Raw genomic sequence first — 15089 nt, 5'->3', positions numbered from 1 at the left:
CTACCCGACCCGGCTGTGGCACCTGGAACGTGAGATCGCACCGGCCCGGCACGGCGCACAGGGAACCGCGATCCTCGGAAGTGGGTAAGATACAACGTGTCGATTCGACCGCTCCGTACGGGGGCCACTGCATGACATTTCTCCAGAAGCCCTATCTTGAACGTGACTTCGCGGAAGGTTTCGGGGCGCTGGCGATTCAGTACGATCGCTTTCGCCCAGGATTTCCGGAAGAACTGCTGGACTTCCTCGCTGCACTCCGGCCGTCGGAGGTTCTCGATGTCGGCTGCGGCACCGGGAAAGTCTCGGTCGCCCTGGCGAAACGTGGGCTCGATGTACTCGGTGTCGAGCCCGACGCCCGGATGGCCGAGGTGGCTCGGGAACATGGCGTGTCCGTTGAGGTCTCCGGGTTCGAAGACTGGGAAGATGCCGGACGTCGATTCGATCTCATTGTCACGGGCGACGCATGGCACTGGATCGATCCGGAGCGGGGCGGCGAGCGAGCGGCTGAACTGCTGAAGCCGGGAGGCATCATCGCCCGCTTCTGGACCTACCACGAGCTGGACGCCACCGTGCTCGAGGCTTTTGGCCCCCTCTACCAGGAGTACGCGCCGGCCGTCCGCATGGGCGGGTACGTCCCCAAGAACCCGGATGAGCCCATCGATCCGCTGGCTGGGTACGAGGCCTTCGTCTCCGTCGATGCGGCAACCTACCTCTGGGGTCTCGAGTTCACCTCCGCGGAGTGGGTGGGACTCGTTTCCACCCACAGTGACCACATGCGGCTCGAACCTGCCAAGCGCCATGCGTTGTTGACGGGATTGGGGCAGGTCATCGACGGCTTCGGAGGCACCGTTCGCACGAAGTCCACGACTATCGCTCAGTTTGCCAAGCATGCCTGACGTGGTGCTCCGCGGTCACGCCAGGCCCTCGACATCGATGCCCTCGGCCGCAAGGAGTTCTCGGTAGGCGGCGACGTTCGCGAGTTTGACGCTTTCGTAGCCCCGGACGAGGTCGGGCAGGCCGGCGATGCGGACCGCTCGCTCGTAGTTCTCCGACGTGAGGCTTTCGGTCAGGGTGGTGATGAGCTGGCGGTAGTGTGCGACCAAGGCGCGCTCGATCCGCCGGACGTAGGCGTACCCGAAGACGTCGAACGGGGTCCCACGCAGTTTCTTCAGCCTGGCCAGCAGGCGCAGCGCGCCGTGGGACCGCGGTCGGAATTCCACCTTCTTCTTTCGTCCCAGCGCGCGAAGAAAGGGAGGGTGGAGCCGGAAAGTCACGCGAGCGCTCCCGGGCAACTGGGCTGTCGCTGCCTCAGTCGACCCGGGGGCGGTGAGGAGACGGGCGACCTCGTACTCGTCCTTATATGCCGTGAGCTTGAACAGGTAACGCGCGACGGCCTCGCTGAAGCCGGTCTCCGTGGTGACAGCACACTCCGCGTCCCTTACTCGTTGGACGAAGTCGATGTAGTTCACGGCGGTTTTGACGTCCTGGTAGGCAACCAGCTCGGCGGCCCGAAGTTCCACGAGGCGCCGGACCTCGCCGTCGAGCGACGTTGCGGCCGGCGCCGGAAGCGAGATCGGGTCGTTCGCTTGTTTCCTGGGTGCGACCGCGGCGGCGAAGGCGTCGGGGAGTGCGATGGCGGCGCGCCCCCAGCGGAAAGCCGCAACGTTGGCGGCCACGGCGACCCCGTTGATGCCGATGGCCTTCTCGATGGCGTCGGCGGGGATTCGTAGTGCGCCGCTCTGGTAGGCGGCACCGACGACGAGGAAGTTCGCGGCTGCGGTGTTCCCGAAGAGCGTCTCCGCGGCGCCGACCGCGTCGAGCGTATGGAGCTCCGCGGTCATCGAATCCAGGCGCGCGGCCAGCTCGTCCGCGGACGGATAGCTGACGGTCAGGTCGTACACCATGTCGCCGGTCGGTGTCTCGCTGGTCGATGCGATGGCGATGGTCGTGGCGGGATTTGCCTGGGCCAGGTTGTGGGGTTCGGCCGCGGTGAGCAGATCGAAGGCGAGGATGCAGGTCGAAGCGCTCGGTGAGATGCGGTTGGAGGGCTGGAGGTGGTTATCGGAGAAACGCAGGTGACCGGTGGCGGGCCCGGCCTTCTGGCTCAGTCCGGTCTGGTTCAGTGTCTCGACCTCGTATCCCGCCAGGGCTGCGGCGATGGCGAGCACCTGGTTGACGGTGACGATGCCGGTGCCGCCGATGCCCGCGAGGAAGACGTCCTGAGGGCGCGATGGTCCGGGCGACGCGGGAGCCGGGACCGTCGGCGGAGCGGGGATTTTCCGGCGCTCCTGCCGGGCGTCGGAGTCGATCTCGACGGTGCCGAAGGAGGGGCAGTCGCCGTCGAGGCAGCTGTAGTCGGTGTTGCAGGAGGTCTGGTCGATGCGGGTCTTGCGGCCGAACTCGGTGTCGACCGGGCGCACCGACAGGCAATTGCTCTTGCGGCCGCAGTCGCCGCAGCCTTCGCAGACGGCTTCGTTGATGACGACCCTGGTCGTGCGCGCGGGGAGCTTCCCGCGCTTGCGCTGACGCCGGGCGTCCGCGGCACAGTGCTGGTCGTAGATCAGCACGGTGACGCCGGGAATGTCCCGCAGCACCCGCTGGGCCTCGTCGAGCCGGTCCCGGTGCCACAACAGCGTGCCCTTGGCCAGCTTGCGGCGGCGATGGCGCTCCGGCTCGTCGGCGCAGACGATGATCTGGCTGACGCCTTCGCGGGCAAGCTTGTGGGTCAGCGCTTCGACCGGGAGGGCGCCCTCGGCGTCCTGGGCACCGGTCATGGCGACGACCTCGTTGTAGAGCAGCTTGTAGGTGATGTCGACCCCGGCGGCGACGCACGCCTGGACGGCGAGCTGCCCGGAATGGAAGTAGGTTCCGTCGCCGACGTTCTGGAAGATGTGCGGGACGTCGGTGAAAGGCGCCTGGCCGATCCACTGGGCACCTTCGCCGCCCATCTGGGTGATCCCGATGACGGATGACGTCTGCCGTGCCTCGAGCGTCACCATCGCGTGGCAGCCGATGCCCCCGCCGCCGATCGAGCCCTCGGGCAGCACAGTCGAGCGGTTGTGCGGGCACCCGCTGCAGAAGTACGGCGCGCGCGAGGCGCTCAGCAGCGGGAGCTGGATCGGTCCAGGGGCCGGGGCGGCGAGCGGGACGCGGTCGCGGAGGACGCGGCGCAGCGGGCCCGCCAACCGCCCGGCGGTCAGCTCGCCGTCGTGCGGGATGAGCGGCCGGCTTTCGGAGTCGCGCTTCCCGAGGACTCGGGGAGCGTGGGCGGTCCCGTAGAGCGCATCGCGGACGTGCGTCTCGAGGAACGCGGTCTTGTCCTCCACGACGAGGATCTCCTCGAGCCCGGCGGCGAACCCCCGCACGGCGGCCTGATCGACCGGGTGGATCATGGCCATCCGCATGACCCGGACGCCGGACTCCTTCAGCTGGACGTCATCGACACCGAGGTCGAGAAGGCTCTGGCGGAGCGCGTCGTAGGTGCTCCCAGAGGCGATCAGACCCATGGTGGGGGTGGCCGGATCGACTTCGACCGGGTTGAGCTTGTTGGCGGCCGCGTAGGCGAGGACCGTCGCGGAGCGCGGGCCGTACAGGTCCGCCTCGGCCGACTGGAGGTGGCCCGGGGTGAGGTCGACGGTCCGCTGCCGATAGGTCCAAGGCCGGCCGTCCCAGGGGGTCGGCGGAGTGGCCATCTCCACTCGGGAGACGGTGTCGTCCACGGTCCAGGCGCCATCCGCGACGTCCGTGACGATCTTCAGCGCCACCAGGCAGCCCGAGGTCCGCGACAGGGCGATTCCGTGCAGTCCCAGGGTGATGATCTCGGCCGCGTTGCGCGGGAACAGTACGGGGATCCCGAGCGCGGCCAGGGACCGCTCGCTGACCGCGGGCATGGACGAGGACTTGCCGGCCGGGTCGTCGCCGACGAGCAGCAGCACGCCGCCATTCGGGTTGACTCCGAACATGTTCGCGTGCCGGAGCGTGTCGGTGGCGCGGTCCAGACCTGGCCCCTTGCCGTACCAGATGCCGACCACGCCGTCGTAGCGCGAGGTGCCGATCGGGAGATCGGTCTGGGAACCCCAGACCGCTGTGGCCGCGAGTTCCTCGTTGAAGCCGGGCACGAACGTGACGTCATTCGCGGCCAGGACGTCGGGCATGCCGGCGAGCAACCGGTCGACGCCCGCCAGTGGGCTGCCCTGGTAGCCCGACACGAACGCGGCCGTTCGACGGTGGTGGCGCCGGTCCAGCTCGTGCTGCTCGACGAGCAGCCGCGCGATAGCCTGTACCCCGGTCAGCAGCCGGGGCTCCGCACCGGTCCGGTAGCGGTCGTTCAGGTCGTACGCGGCAGCCGGGTCATGCTGCAGAGTGTCAGTCATCGCCTCTCCGTGTTCCGGGCGTTGCGGCGGCAGGTCGTTAGGGCGCTCGTGCCTCCCGGACAACCCCAGGCGCGACACCGCGATCAGCGTTCCCGGGTCGCCCGGGCAGATCGGACCCGGCCTCGGCGCCCCGGCTGGTGGACACCTTCGGTGGCGGGGAAGTCGTCGAGGGCAGCTACCGGGGGCGGGAGTTCGTCTCGGCCGGCGCCTACCGGGCGCCGACGTTCGATGGCGCCGTGATCTCGTACGTCACCGGCGCCTGCGGAGACCATTCCGGCCAAGGCGGACGCCCGTCCCGGGCCAGCGCGATCAGGGCGTTCTGCTCCTGCGCCCCGACCAGCCGGTCGGTCTCCGCTCCGTCGTTTCCCTCGGTGTCGACGAACAATGACGCCATGTCGGTGCCGTGCACCGGGCGATCCGCGATGGAAGGGTTCTGGGCCGCGAGGTTCGAGTTGGTCGGCGCGTAGCAGTATTTCTGCAGCCACACCTTCCGACCGGCTTGGTGGGCGGCCTGCAGCAATCGGTCGGTGGGCTCCCAGAAATATTTCTCGGAGAGCAGCCTGGTCTTCGCGTCCCGGTCGGCCGTGGAATCACCCGTGGCCACCGCTTCGTAGGCGCGGTCGAAGACCGCGTCGCCCATGGCGACGAAGATGCCAGCCTCGTCCGACGTCACCGACATCAGCACGGGCACGTCGGCAATGCCCCCCGCGCGGATCGTCTCCAGCGGCGGCCGGGGTACGACCGTGCCGTCGACGAAAGGCCGGTATCGGACCGAGACCCCCCGTTCGAGTAGCTTCCCGTGGATGTGCCGCAACCCCACGTTCGGGAGTCGGGTCAGGTCATCGGGTGAGTTCGCCAGTGGCCCGGCCGCGCCGAGGAACTCCTCGGTGAAGCGCACCGCGGCCTCCTCGGACATGGGCACCTCGGCGTTGCCGCTGTAGATCGCCGCCTGGTGGAACAGCCCCTGGGCCGCGGGTGTGCCGAGCAGCGTCGCGATGTCGCAACCGCCGGAAGACATGCCGAACAGCGTGACGTTGCCGGGGTCGCCGCCGAAGCCGGCGATGTTGTCCCTGATCCAGCGAAGCAGCATGACCTGGTCGAGGACCTCGAGGTTGGCGCTGTCCGCGAAGTCCGGGTCGTGGCCGCCCAGGTAGAGGCAGCCCCACGGGCCGAGACGGTAGTTCGCGGTGATCACGACGGCACCGTGCCGGGCGGCGAAGTGCCACGGGTCGATCCAGCTGCTGGCGCTGCCGTTCACCCGGCTGCCCCCGTGGAACCAGACCAGGACCGGCAGGGGTCCGTCTGGCCGCGGGCCGGGGGACCACACGTTGAGGTTGAGGCAGTCCTCGTTCTCCACGAGGTCGTCCATCGGGAGGCGGTAGAGGCCCCGGCTCAGCTGGATCGGCAACTGCCAACTGACCGGTCCCCACCCGGTGGCCTCGATCTCCTCGCCCGGCGCCACTGGCACCGCCGGCCGGAAACGCCGCTCGACGCGCGCGTAGGGCACGCCCCGCCAGTTGGGCACCCCCCGGTCGAGAAAACCGCGCACCGGCCCGGACGTGGTGCCGACAACGAGATCTTTCTCGGTGGAATCACGCACGGTCTCGTCTCCGAATCCCCGGGAATTGATCGCTGCTCATGCTTCTGGTGGCGTCCGGACAATGTCAATAGGGGATATCTGCCCCCGATGGGCAGCCCCTAGGAATGATTCGGCCGACCCCTAGATCCGGTACCGGTGCTTGGCGGCCCAGTTGTGTCTGGGCAAGCATTGGACGTTCCCTTTCGCGGGTAATTGATCGTCGTCTGGAGGCCCGGTGCAGTCTGCGAATCCGGCCGGCGAAGTGAAGCCGTCCGCCGGTCATGTGCGCACGTTGCTGGTGGACAACTACGATTCCTACACCTACAATCTCTTCCAGCTGATTGCGCAGGTCAACGGCGTGGAACCGGTGGTCGTCCGCAATGACGACCCGGCGCTGAGGGACGACAGCTTCCTCACCCGGTTCGACAACGTGGTGATCTCCCCGGGGCCCGGTCACCCCGCGGACGGGCGCGACTTCGGCGACGCCGCCCGGCCGCTGTCGCTGCCGAACCTGCCGGTGCTCGGGGTCTGCCTCGGCCACCAGGGCATCGCCCTGTTCCACGGGGCCAAAGTGCGCTCAGCCAGCATGCCGAGGCACGGCCACCTCTCGCGGATCACCCACTTGGACCAGGGCGTCTTCGAAGGTCTGCCCCAGGACTTCACCGCAGTGCGCTACCACTCCCTCGCCGTGGACTCCCTGGCCTCGACGTCCCTGGAGGCGATCGCCTGGGCCGAGGACGGCGAGATCATGGGCATCCGCCACACCGGCCGGCTGCACTGGGGTGTGCAGTTCCACCCCGAGTCGGTGGCCTCCGAGCACGGCGCCCGGATCCTCGAGAACTTCCGCGACCTGACCCGGCGCCGCAGCACCGGGCGCCGGAGCTCGCCGGTGGCCCGCCCGGACGGGGCGGGCTCGTTCGTCATCCGCGTGTCGACCCTGGAACGCGAGGTCGACGCGGAGACGGTCTACGTCGGTCTCTACCGCGACAGTTCCCACTCGTTCTGGCTCGACAGCAATCGCTGCGAACGCGGCTTGGCGCGGTTCTCGTACCTGGGCGATGCCTCGGGCCCGCTCAGCGAGGTGCTGAGCTACTCGGTGACCGACGACGCGGTCGTCGTGGACTCTCCGGACGGCGTCCAGAGCCTGGTCGAGGGGAACATCTTCGACGTCCTGAGCTGGCGTCTGGCCGAGTCACGGGTCGAGCTGGACGTGCCGTTCGACTTCAACGGCGGGTACGTCGGCTACTTCGGATACGAGATGAAGGAGCACTGCGGCTTCGTCAACCGTCACAAGGCCGAGACTCCCGACGCGAAGTGGATGCGCGCCGACCGGCTCGTCGTCGTCGACCATGTCGAGCACCGGACCTACCTGGTGGCGCTGTGCCGGCCGGGGGCCGCGTCCGTCCTCGAAGCCGATGCTTGGCTGGCCCGCACGGCCTCGGCCGTCGACGCGCTCGAGAAGGTGGGCCCGGTGCCGGCCGAGCCGGGCCGGAGCCCCGATGTGGACGTCCCGGCGTCCTTCGTGCGGGACCGGGAGACCTACCTCGCCGACATCGCCGAGTGCCACCGGCAGCTGCGAGCGGGGGAGAGCTACGAGATCTGCCTGACCAACATGCTGCGGACCGCGGTCCCGGGCAACGACCTCGCCTTCTACCTGCGGATGCGACGTACCAACCCGGCTCCCTACAGCGCGTTCCTGCGGTTCGGCGAACTGCGGATCTTGAGCTCCTCGCCTGAGCGTTTCCTGCGGATCGACCGCCACCAGATGGTCGAGAGCAAGCCCATCAAGGGCACCGCGGCCCGCAGCGACGATCCCGCGACCGACGAGTCCCGACGGCTGGACCTGGCCCGCAGCGCGAAGACCCGGGCCGAGAACCTCATGATCGTCGACCTCGTGCGCAACGACCTCGGCCAGGTCTGCGAGGTCGGGAGCGTGCACGTCCCGAAGTTCATGGCGACCGAGTCGTACGCCACCGTGCACCAACTGGTCTCCACGATCCGCGGGCGGCTGCGGTCGGCGGTGAGCGCCATCGACTGCGTGAAGGCGAGCTTCCCGGGCGGCTCGATGACCGGGGCGCCCAAGCTGCGCACGGTCGAGATCATCGACCGGCTGGAGTCCGAGGCCCGCGGCGTCTACTCCGGGACGCTCGGCTACTTCGGTTACAACGGGTCGGCCGACCTCAGCATCGTGATCCGGACGGCCGTCTTCTGGCGCGACACCGTCCTCATCGGCGCGGGCGGAGCGATCGTGCTCGACTCGGACCCGGTCGACGAGTACGAGGAGATGCTGCTCAAGGCGCGCGCCGTGCTGCGGGATCCGGCCCGGCAGCAGCGATGAGGACGCTGCGGACGAAGGTCGCCGTCGTCGGTGCCGGCCCGGCCGGGCTGTACCTGTCGCACGAGCTGCGCACCCACGGCGTCGAGTCCGTGCTGGTCGAATGGTGCAGCCGTGAGCACGTGGAACGACGGGTGCGGGCCGGGCTGCTCGAGGAGGGCACGGTGCGGCTGCTGCGCGGCTCCGGGCTGGCCGGCCGGCTGAACCGGCAGGGCCTGGTGCACGACGGTTTCCAGCTGCGCTTCGAGAACACCAGCCAGCGGATCTCAACCGTGTCGCTGATCGGTGAGCCGACCTACATCTACGGTCAGCAGGAAGTCGTCAAGGACCTGCTTTCCGCTCGTCCGCCGGACGACGGTTCGCTGTATTTCGACGCGCGGGACGTCCAGATCGTGGGGATCACCGGCAACAACCCCTCCGTCGCGTTCACGGTGGGCGGGGAGCAGGTCGTCGTCGAGGCCGACTTCATCGCTGGCTGCGACGGATACCACGGCGTGTCCCGCGCGAGCATACCTGCGGCGTCCCTCGCCTTTCACAGTCGGCGCTACCCGTTCGACTGGATCGGGCTGCTGGTCAGCGCGGCGCCCTTCGCGTCCGAACTGGTCTACTCCGTGCACCCGCGCGGTTTCGCCCTTGCGAGCATGCGCACGCCCGAGGTCAGCCGCCTCTACCTGCAGACCGATGCCCGGGACGAGCAGAGCAACTGGCCCCATGAACGGATCTGGGACGAACTCGGGCAACGGCTGTACCTCGACGAGAGCCGGACGTGGGAGCGGGGAGCGATTCTCGAGCAGGTCAGGGTTCCGCTCCGGGCCACCGTCGCGGAGCCCATGCAGTTCGGTCGGCTCTTTCTCGTAGGCGACGCCGCCCACATCTTCCCGCCCACCGCTGCCAAGGGGCTGAACGTGGCGCTCGAGGATGCGAGCGTGCTCGCCCACGCCCTCATCGGGTGGTTCCGCCGCGGTGAGGTCGGTCCCCTTGAGGGCTACTCGGCCACGCGCCTGCGTGCGGTCTGGCGCGCCCAGGACTTCTCGGCCTGGCTGACCTGGCTGTTCCACCCGGTGGCGGACGCGACTCAGTTCGACCACCGCCGCCGGATCGCGAGCCTGACGCGGCTGGCCGAGGCCGGCAGCAGCGCCGTCGCCTTCGCCGACGAGTACGTCGGCCGCTCACGGCGCCGGCCGCCCTCACTTTCCTACATTCACGAACTCGACGGCATGGAGGCTTGAGTGGCCACTCAACGGTGGGAGGCAGGGCGGGCATTGATCGTCGGTGCTGGCGTCGCCGGCTTGACCGCGGCGCTGAGTTTGCACCGGCGTGGCTGGGAGGTCCTGGTCGTGGAGAAGGCCCGCGGCAACCGCGACGGCGGGACGTGGATCAGCTTCCGGGGCGTGGGCTACCAGGCGGCCGAGCGGTTGGGCATCCTCCCGCGGCTCGTCGAGGCGCAGCTGCCGTGGGAGGACATCCACATGTTGGACACCACCGGACGGCTGCGTGTCGTCTGGCGGGCGGCCACGCAGCTGGCGCTGATGAACGAGCCGACCTTGCACGTCCCGCGCGACAAGATCGCGGACATCCTGCTCGATGCGCTGGACGGCGAGATGAAGATCGAATACGGCACGACGGTGTCGAGCATCACCCAGGACGAGTCCGGCGCCGAGGTCGTTCTGTCGAACGGGGTCCGCGAGCGCTTCGACCTGCTGATCGGCGCCGACGGTGTCAACTCGGTCGTTCGCGAGCTGGTCTTCGGACCGGAGGCGGAGTTCAGAACCGACTTCGGTGACCTCCTGGCGATCTACAACGTGGAGCGCAACCCGGTCGACACCGGAGTCGAGCACCTCATGAGCGGAGTCGGCCGGATGATCGCGGTCAGCCGCCTGGGCGACTCCTTCTCGGTGCTGTTCCTGTGGGAGAGCCCCGACCTGCGCGGCGACCTGGCCGTCGATGTGTCCACGGCGGTCCGGCACCGGTTCGAGGATCTCGGCTGGGCTGTCCCTGCCCTGCTCAGAGAGGTGGAGACCGTCTCGTCGGCGTACTACGGGCCGGTGAGCCAGATCAAGATGGACACCTGGAGCCAGGGCCGGGTGGTTCTCGTCGGCGACGCGGCATGGTGCACCGGGTTCTACGCGGGTTTCGGCGCGTCGCTGGCCGTCGGCGGCGCCGACCTCCTCGGCGACGTGCTGGAACGCCACCCCGGGGACATCACCGCGGCCCTGCGCGCATGGGAGGCCGAGTACCGCCCGATCGCGCTGAAGGTTCAGGCGCAGGCACGTCGGGGACGCGAGAGCTTCTTCCTGCCGCCCAACGAGTTCGCGATCACGCTCCGGACGATCTTCCTGCGGATCGCCGGCAACTCCGTCACGACACGGCTGCTCCGCCTGTTCATGGGCGTCCGGTCCCCGAAGTAGGGACCCGCCCGCCCGCCTCCCGGACGAGCGCCCGCACCGGAATCCTGATCACAGAAGGTGGAACGCAGTTGCGTACCGAGCTGGTTCGGCCCTTGAGCGAGATCGTCCGGATGAACGCCGCCCGTCTCGGCGGAAAGATCGCCTACTCCGACTCGCGCGGAAGCGTTACCTACGCCGACCTGGACCGGGACACCGCCCGTCTCGCCGGGCACCTCGCCGTGCTCGGCGTGGAGCCCGGGGACCGGGTCGCGCTGTTCCTCGGCGGCTGCGTCGAGATGATCGAGAGCTACCTGGGGGTCGCCCGCGCAGCGGGCATCGGCGTGCCGCTCTCACCGAACTGCACGCAGGACGAGCTGCGCCACTTCCTCGCCGACAGCGGCGCGGTGGCCGTCATCACCCGGGCCGCCGACGCCGACCAGGTGCGCCAGGCGGCGTACGGCAGCGACGTCCGCGAGATCATCGTGGTGGGGAGCGCGCCGGGGACCACGTCCTTCGCGGACCTGACCGGTTCGGACCCGGGCATCCCCGCCCGGGACGGCCTCGGACTCGACGACCCGGCCTGGATGCTCTACACCTCGGGCACCACCGGCCGGCCCAAGGGCGTCCTGTGCACCCAGCGCGGCTGCCTGTGGTCGGTCGTCTCCAGCTACCTGCCGATGGCCCGGCTTGAGGAGCGGGACCGCATCCTGTGGCCGCTGCCCCTGCACCACAGCCTGGCCCACTGCCTGTGCCTGCTCGGCGTGAGCGTCGTCGGCGCCTCCGCGCACGTCGTGAGCGGATTCGCCGCCGACGAGGTGCTCGACACCCTGTGCCGGGAGCCGTTCAGCATCCTGTCCGGCGTCCCAGCCATGTATCACCTGCTGATCGCCGAGGCCCGGGCACAGGCCCGTGGGGTCCCGGGCCTGCGGCTTGCGCTCGTCGCCGGTGCGGTCACCTCCGACACCCTGCGCGCGGAGATCGAGGAGACGCTCGGCGTCGTCGTGCTCGACACCTACGGCAGCACCGAGACGTGCGGGCCGATCACCATGACCAGCCTCGACGAGCCCGCGCCGGCCGGCTCCTGCGGCCGGCCGGTCCCCGGCCTCGACGTGCGTCTGGTGGACCCCGCCGACGGCCGGGTCGTCGGCGCCGGCGAGGAAGGTGAGGTCTGGGTCAAGGGGCCGAGCCTGATGCTCGGGTACCACGACGCCCGGACCGAGACCGACAGCAGGTTCAGCGACGGCTGGTACCGCAGCGGTGACCTGGCCCGCAGCGACCACGAGGGCTTCTTCCGCATCACCGGCCGGATCAAGGAACTCATCATCCGGGGCGCGGTCAACATCCACCCCGGCGAGATCGACGAGGCGATCCGGCCGGTGCCGGGGGTGGCGGACGCCGCGGCCGCCGGCAAGCCCCACGACGTCCTCGGTGAGGTGCCGGTCGCCTACCTGGTCGCCGGCGACAATGGCCTCGAACCCGGCCGGGTCCTGGCCCGGTGCCGCGAACGGCTGTCGGTCCACAAGATCCCCGAGGAGCTGTACGAGACGCGGCGCATCCCGCGGACCGGCTCGGGCAAGATCGCTCGCCACCTACTCGCCGACACGCCCGCCCGGCTCCTGGTCGCCAACCGTGCCAGCCGGGCAACGGCGGTCGCGCGCATCCGGGGCGCGGACGGAGACGAGACGACGCTGCCCCTCGGCGGGGGCGGGCCTCGCCGAGGCACGCCGAACCCGTGGTTCGGGCCGTCCGACACAGTGATGATCTCGGGTGCCGCCACGACGCTCGGGGCGGCGGTGGCGGACCTGCTCGCGGACCGGTACGCCGTGAGCCGGCTGGTGCTCGCGGACACGGACGGGTACCAGGACCAGCTCGGCCTCCTCGCCGACGGCATTGGGCGCCGGACCGGCACCGAGGTCGTCGTGGGAACCGCCAACGCGCCGGACGCCGGGATCACGGGCCTCGTCCACATCGAGGACCCCGCCCGTGGCGGGGCGCCGAACGTCGAGGACCACGTGACCGCGTCGGCGCCGCGCACGGTGGTTCTCTGCTCTGGTGCCGGCTCCGTGTCGCAGCGCTTCGACGCGCTCTGCCGGCATCACGACTCACCGGACCGGCGCGTTCTGTCACTGGTGTGCGACGCCTGGGCGGTCACCGGCGGCTTCCTGCGCACGGGACTCTCGGATCCGTTGTCGGCCGCCGAGCTCGCGGGGGCGTTCGACTCCGCCGTCCGTTCCGCGGGCACCACGATGGCGATCACCGGGTTCGTGCCGCAGGACGACCGGCTGGCCGTGGCCGGCGCGACCGAGTCCTTGCGCGACCTGATCCATCGCGAGGTCGCCGCCACCGTCGGGGACGACGTGTTCGACCGGCAGCGGCCGTTCAAGGACCTCGGCCTGGACTCGGCCCGGGCCGTCGCCCTCCGGAATCGGCTCGTCTCGCTGACCGGGCTGAACCTCTCGGTCTCGGCACTTTTCGACTACCCGACCCCGTCGGCTCTGAGCGACTTCCTGTCCTCCCAGGTGGCCGGGGAAACGCCCGCACTCGCGGACACGCCCGCGACGGCGGCGACGGACGAGCCGGTGGCGGTCGTGGGTGTGGGGGTGCGGCTGCCTGGTGGTGTGGACGGCCCGACCGCGTTGTGGGACCTGCTGTCGTCGGGTGCGGATGTGGTGGGGGAGTTCCCCACCGACCGAGGCTGGGATCTGGAGGGCTTGTTCGACTCGGACCCGCACGCGGTGGGTGTGTCGCACGCGCGTGAGGGCGGGTTCCTCACCGACGCGACCGGGTTCGATGCGGGGTTCTTTGGGATTAGTCCTCGTGAGGCGTTGGCGATGGATCCGCAGCAGCGGTTGTTGTTGGAGACTTCGTGGGAGGCGCTCGAACATGCTGGGATCGACCCGTCCTCGCTGCGGGGCCGGCACGTGGGTGTCTACGCCGGGCTGATCGCCAACGATTACCAGTCCGCCGCCGACGCGTCGGCGGCACTTCCGGAGCTGGACGGGTACCGGTCGACCGGTGACGCGCACAGTGTGGCGTCGGGGCGAATCTCGTATGTGCTGGGCTTGGAGGGCCCGGCGGTGAGTGTGGACACGGCGTGTTCGTCATCGCTGGTGGCGTTGCACTTGGCCGCTCAGGCGTTGCGTGCGGGTGAATGCTCAATGGCGCTGGCCGGTGGTGCGACCGTGATGGCCACTCCGGAGACCTTCGTGGAATTCTCCAGGTTGCAGGGCATGGCTCCTGACGGCCGGTGTAAGGCATTCTCGGACTCTGCCGACGGCATGGGCTGGGCCGAGGGTGCTGGGATGCTGGTCCTGGAACGCCTGTCGGACGCTCAGCGTCATGGGCACGAAGTGCTGGCGGTCGTCCGGGGCAGTGCGATCAACCAGGACGGTGCCTCCAACGGACTGACGGCCCCCAACGGTCCCTCCCAGCAGCGGGTGATTCGTCAGGCGTTGGTGAGCGCTGGGCTCGCTCCGGCTGAGGTGGATGCGGTCGAGGCTCATGGCACGGGGACGGCTTTGGGTGATCCGATCGAGGCGCAGGCGTTGCTTGCGGTGTACGGGGATCGTGGTGAGCAGGGTGAGCCGTTGTGGTTGGGGTCGGTGAAGTCGAACATCGGTCACGCCCAGGCGGCGGCTGGGGTCGCGGGGATCGCCAAGATGATTCTGGCGATGCGTCACGGGGTTCTGCCGCGGACTCTGCATGCTGAGACGCCGTCGTCGAAGGTCGACTGGACAGCAGGGAACGTGCGGATCCTGGCCGAGGAGCGGGCCTGGCCGCGGACCGGCCGTCCGCGCCGCGCCGGCGTGTCCTCGTTCGGCATCAGCGGTACCAACGTCCACGTGATCCTCGAACAGGCCCCGGAGACTCCCGGCCTCCCGGATGCGGCTGCGGCTCTACCCGCCTCGGATGCACCGGTCGACACGGACGCTCGTGTGGTGCCGTTGGTGGTGTCGGCGCGGTCGCCGGAGGGTCTGCGGGCGGCGGCTGGGCAGTTGGCCGACTTTCTCGAGCAGGAGCCCGTGTCGAGTCTGGGTGATGTGGGTCGGGCGTTGTTGACGTCTCGTTCGGTGTGGGAGTTCCGGGCTGGGGTGGTGGCCGCGGGTCGGGATGAGGCGGTGGCGAGACTCCGCGCGGTGGCTGCCTCTTCGGGGGGCGAGCAGGTCGCGGGTTCGGCGGGGCGGGTGGTGTTCACGTTCGCTGGTCAGGGTGCTCAGCGTGCGGGGATGGGCCGGGATCTGTGTGCCGCGTTCCCGGTGTTCGCCGCAGCGTTTGACGAGGTCTGTGCGGCATTGGATGCGGAGCTGGGTGATGCGGCCCTGAGTTCGGTGCGTGAGGTGGCGTTCGCTGACGCGGGTTCTGATCTGGTGGGTCTGCTGGATCAGACGATGTTCACGCAGTCGGTGTTGTTTGCG

Annotated in this window: 7 protein-coding genes; 5 read left to right on the top strand and 2 right to left on the bottom strand. The window is 69.5% G+C overall.

Annotated elements, in window-relative coordinates:
* Positions 1 to 131 precede the first annotated feature (131 nt).
* Positions 132 to 896 (top strand): bifunctional 2-polyprenyl-6-hydroxyphenol methylase/3-demethylubiquinol 3-O-methyltransferase UbiG, encoded by a 765-nt coding sequence (locus MJ797_RS21005; RefSeq protein WP_239339658.1) that lies wholly within the window; start codon positions 132 to 134, stop codon positions 894 to 896.
* A gap of 15 nt (positions 897 to 911) precedes the next feature.
* Here MJ797_RS21005 and MJ797_RS21000 read toward each other — a convergent pair whose 3' ends face one another.
* A complete protein-coding gene (locus MJ797_RS21000; protein ID WP_239339656.1) occupies positions 912 to 4373 on the bottom strand; it encodes an indolepyruvate ferredoxin oxidoreductase family protein in 3462 nt (1153 codons plus the stop codon).
* 208 nt (positions 4374 to 4581) lie between these two features.
* Entirely contained in the window at positions 4582 to 5973 is a 1392-nt protein-coding gene (locus MJ797_RS20995; RefSeq protein ID WP_239339654.1) for a carboxylesterase family protein, read from the bottom strand.
* Between the two features lie 214 nt (positions 5974 to 6187).
* Between MJ797_RS20995 and pabB the strand changes: the two genes are divergently transcribed.
* From pabB to MJ797_RS20975, 4 genes are all read left to right on the top strand, one after another.
* A complete protein-coding gene (gene pabB, locus MJ797_RS20990) occupies positions 6188 to 8290 on the top strand; it encodes an aminodeoxychorismate synthase component I (protein WP_239339652.1) in 2103 nt (700 codons plus the stop codon).
* Entirely contained in the window at positions 8287 to 9516 is a 1230-nt protein-coding gene (locus MJ797_RS20985) for a 4-hydroxybenzoate 3-monooxygenase (protein WP_239339648.1), read from the top strand. Before pabB ends, MJ797_RS20985 begins: the two co-directional genes overlap by 4 nt.
* Positions 9517 to 10695: an FAD-dependent oxidoreductase gene (locus MJ797_RS20980; protein WP_239339645.1), complete on the top strand. Its 1179-nt coding sequence runs from the start codon at positions 9517 to 9519 to the stop codon at positions 10693 to 10695.
* Positions 10696 to 10787: 92 nt separating this feature from the next.
* Positions 10788 to 15089 (top strand): beta-ketoacyl synthase N-terminal-like domain-containing protein (locus MJ797_RS20975; protein ID WP_305039796.1); only part of this gene is annotated, 4302 nt, incomplete at its 3' end.

It is taken from the genome of Protofrankia sp. CiP3 (assembly GCF_917627345.1).
In the GTDB taxonomy this organism is placed as follows: Bacteria; Actinomycetota; Actinomycetes; order Frankiales; family Frankiaceae; genus Protofrankia.
The sequence above is the reverse complement of the archived record's forward strand: the minus strand, read 5'-3'. Positions and strand labels throughout refer to the sequence as shown.

What these genes read in the sequence shown, in the direction of transcription:
- MJ797_RS20985 (WP_239339648.1), top strand. Translation starts at nt 8,287, where the DNA reads ATGAGGACGCTGCGGACGAAGGTCGCCGTCGTCGGTGCCGGCCCGGCC.
- MJ797_RS21000 (WP_239339656.1), bottom strand. Translation starts at nt 4,373, where the DNA reads ATGACTGACACTCTGCAGCATGACCCGGCTGCCGCGTACGACCTGAAC.
- MJ797_RS21005 (WP_239339658.1), top strand. Translation starts at nt 132, where the DNA reads ATGACATTTCTCCAGAAGCCCTATCTTGAACGTGACTTCGCGGAAGGT.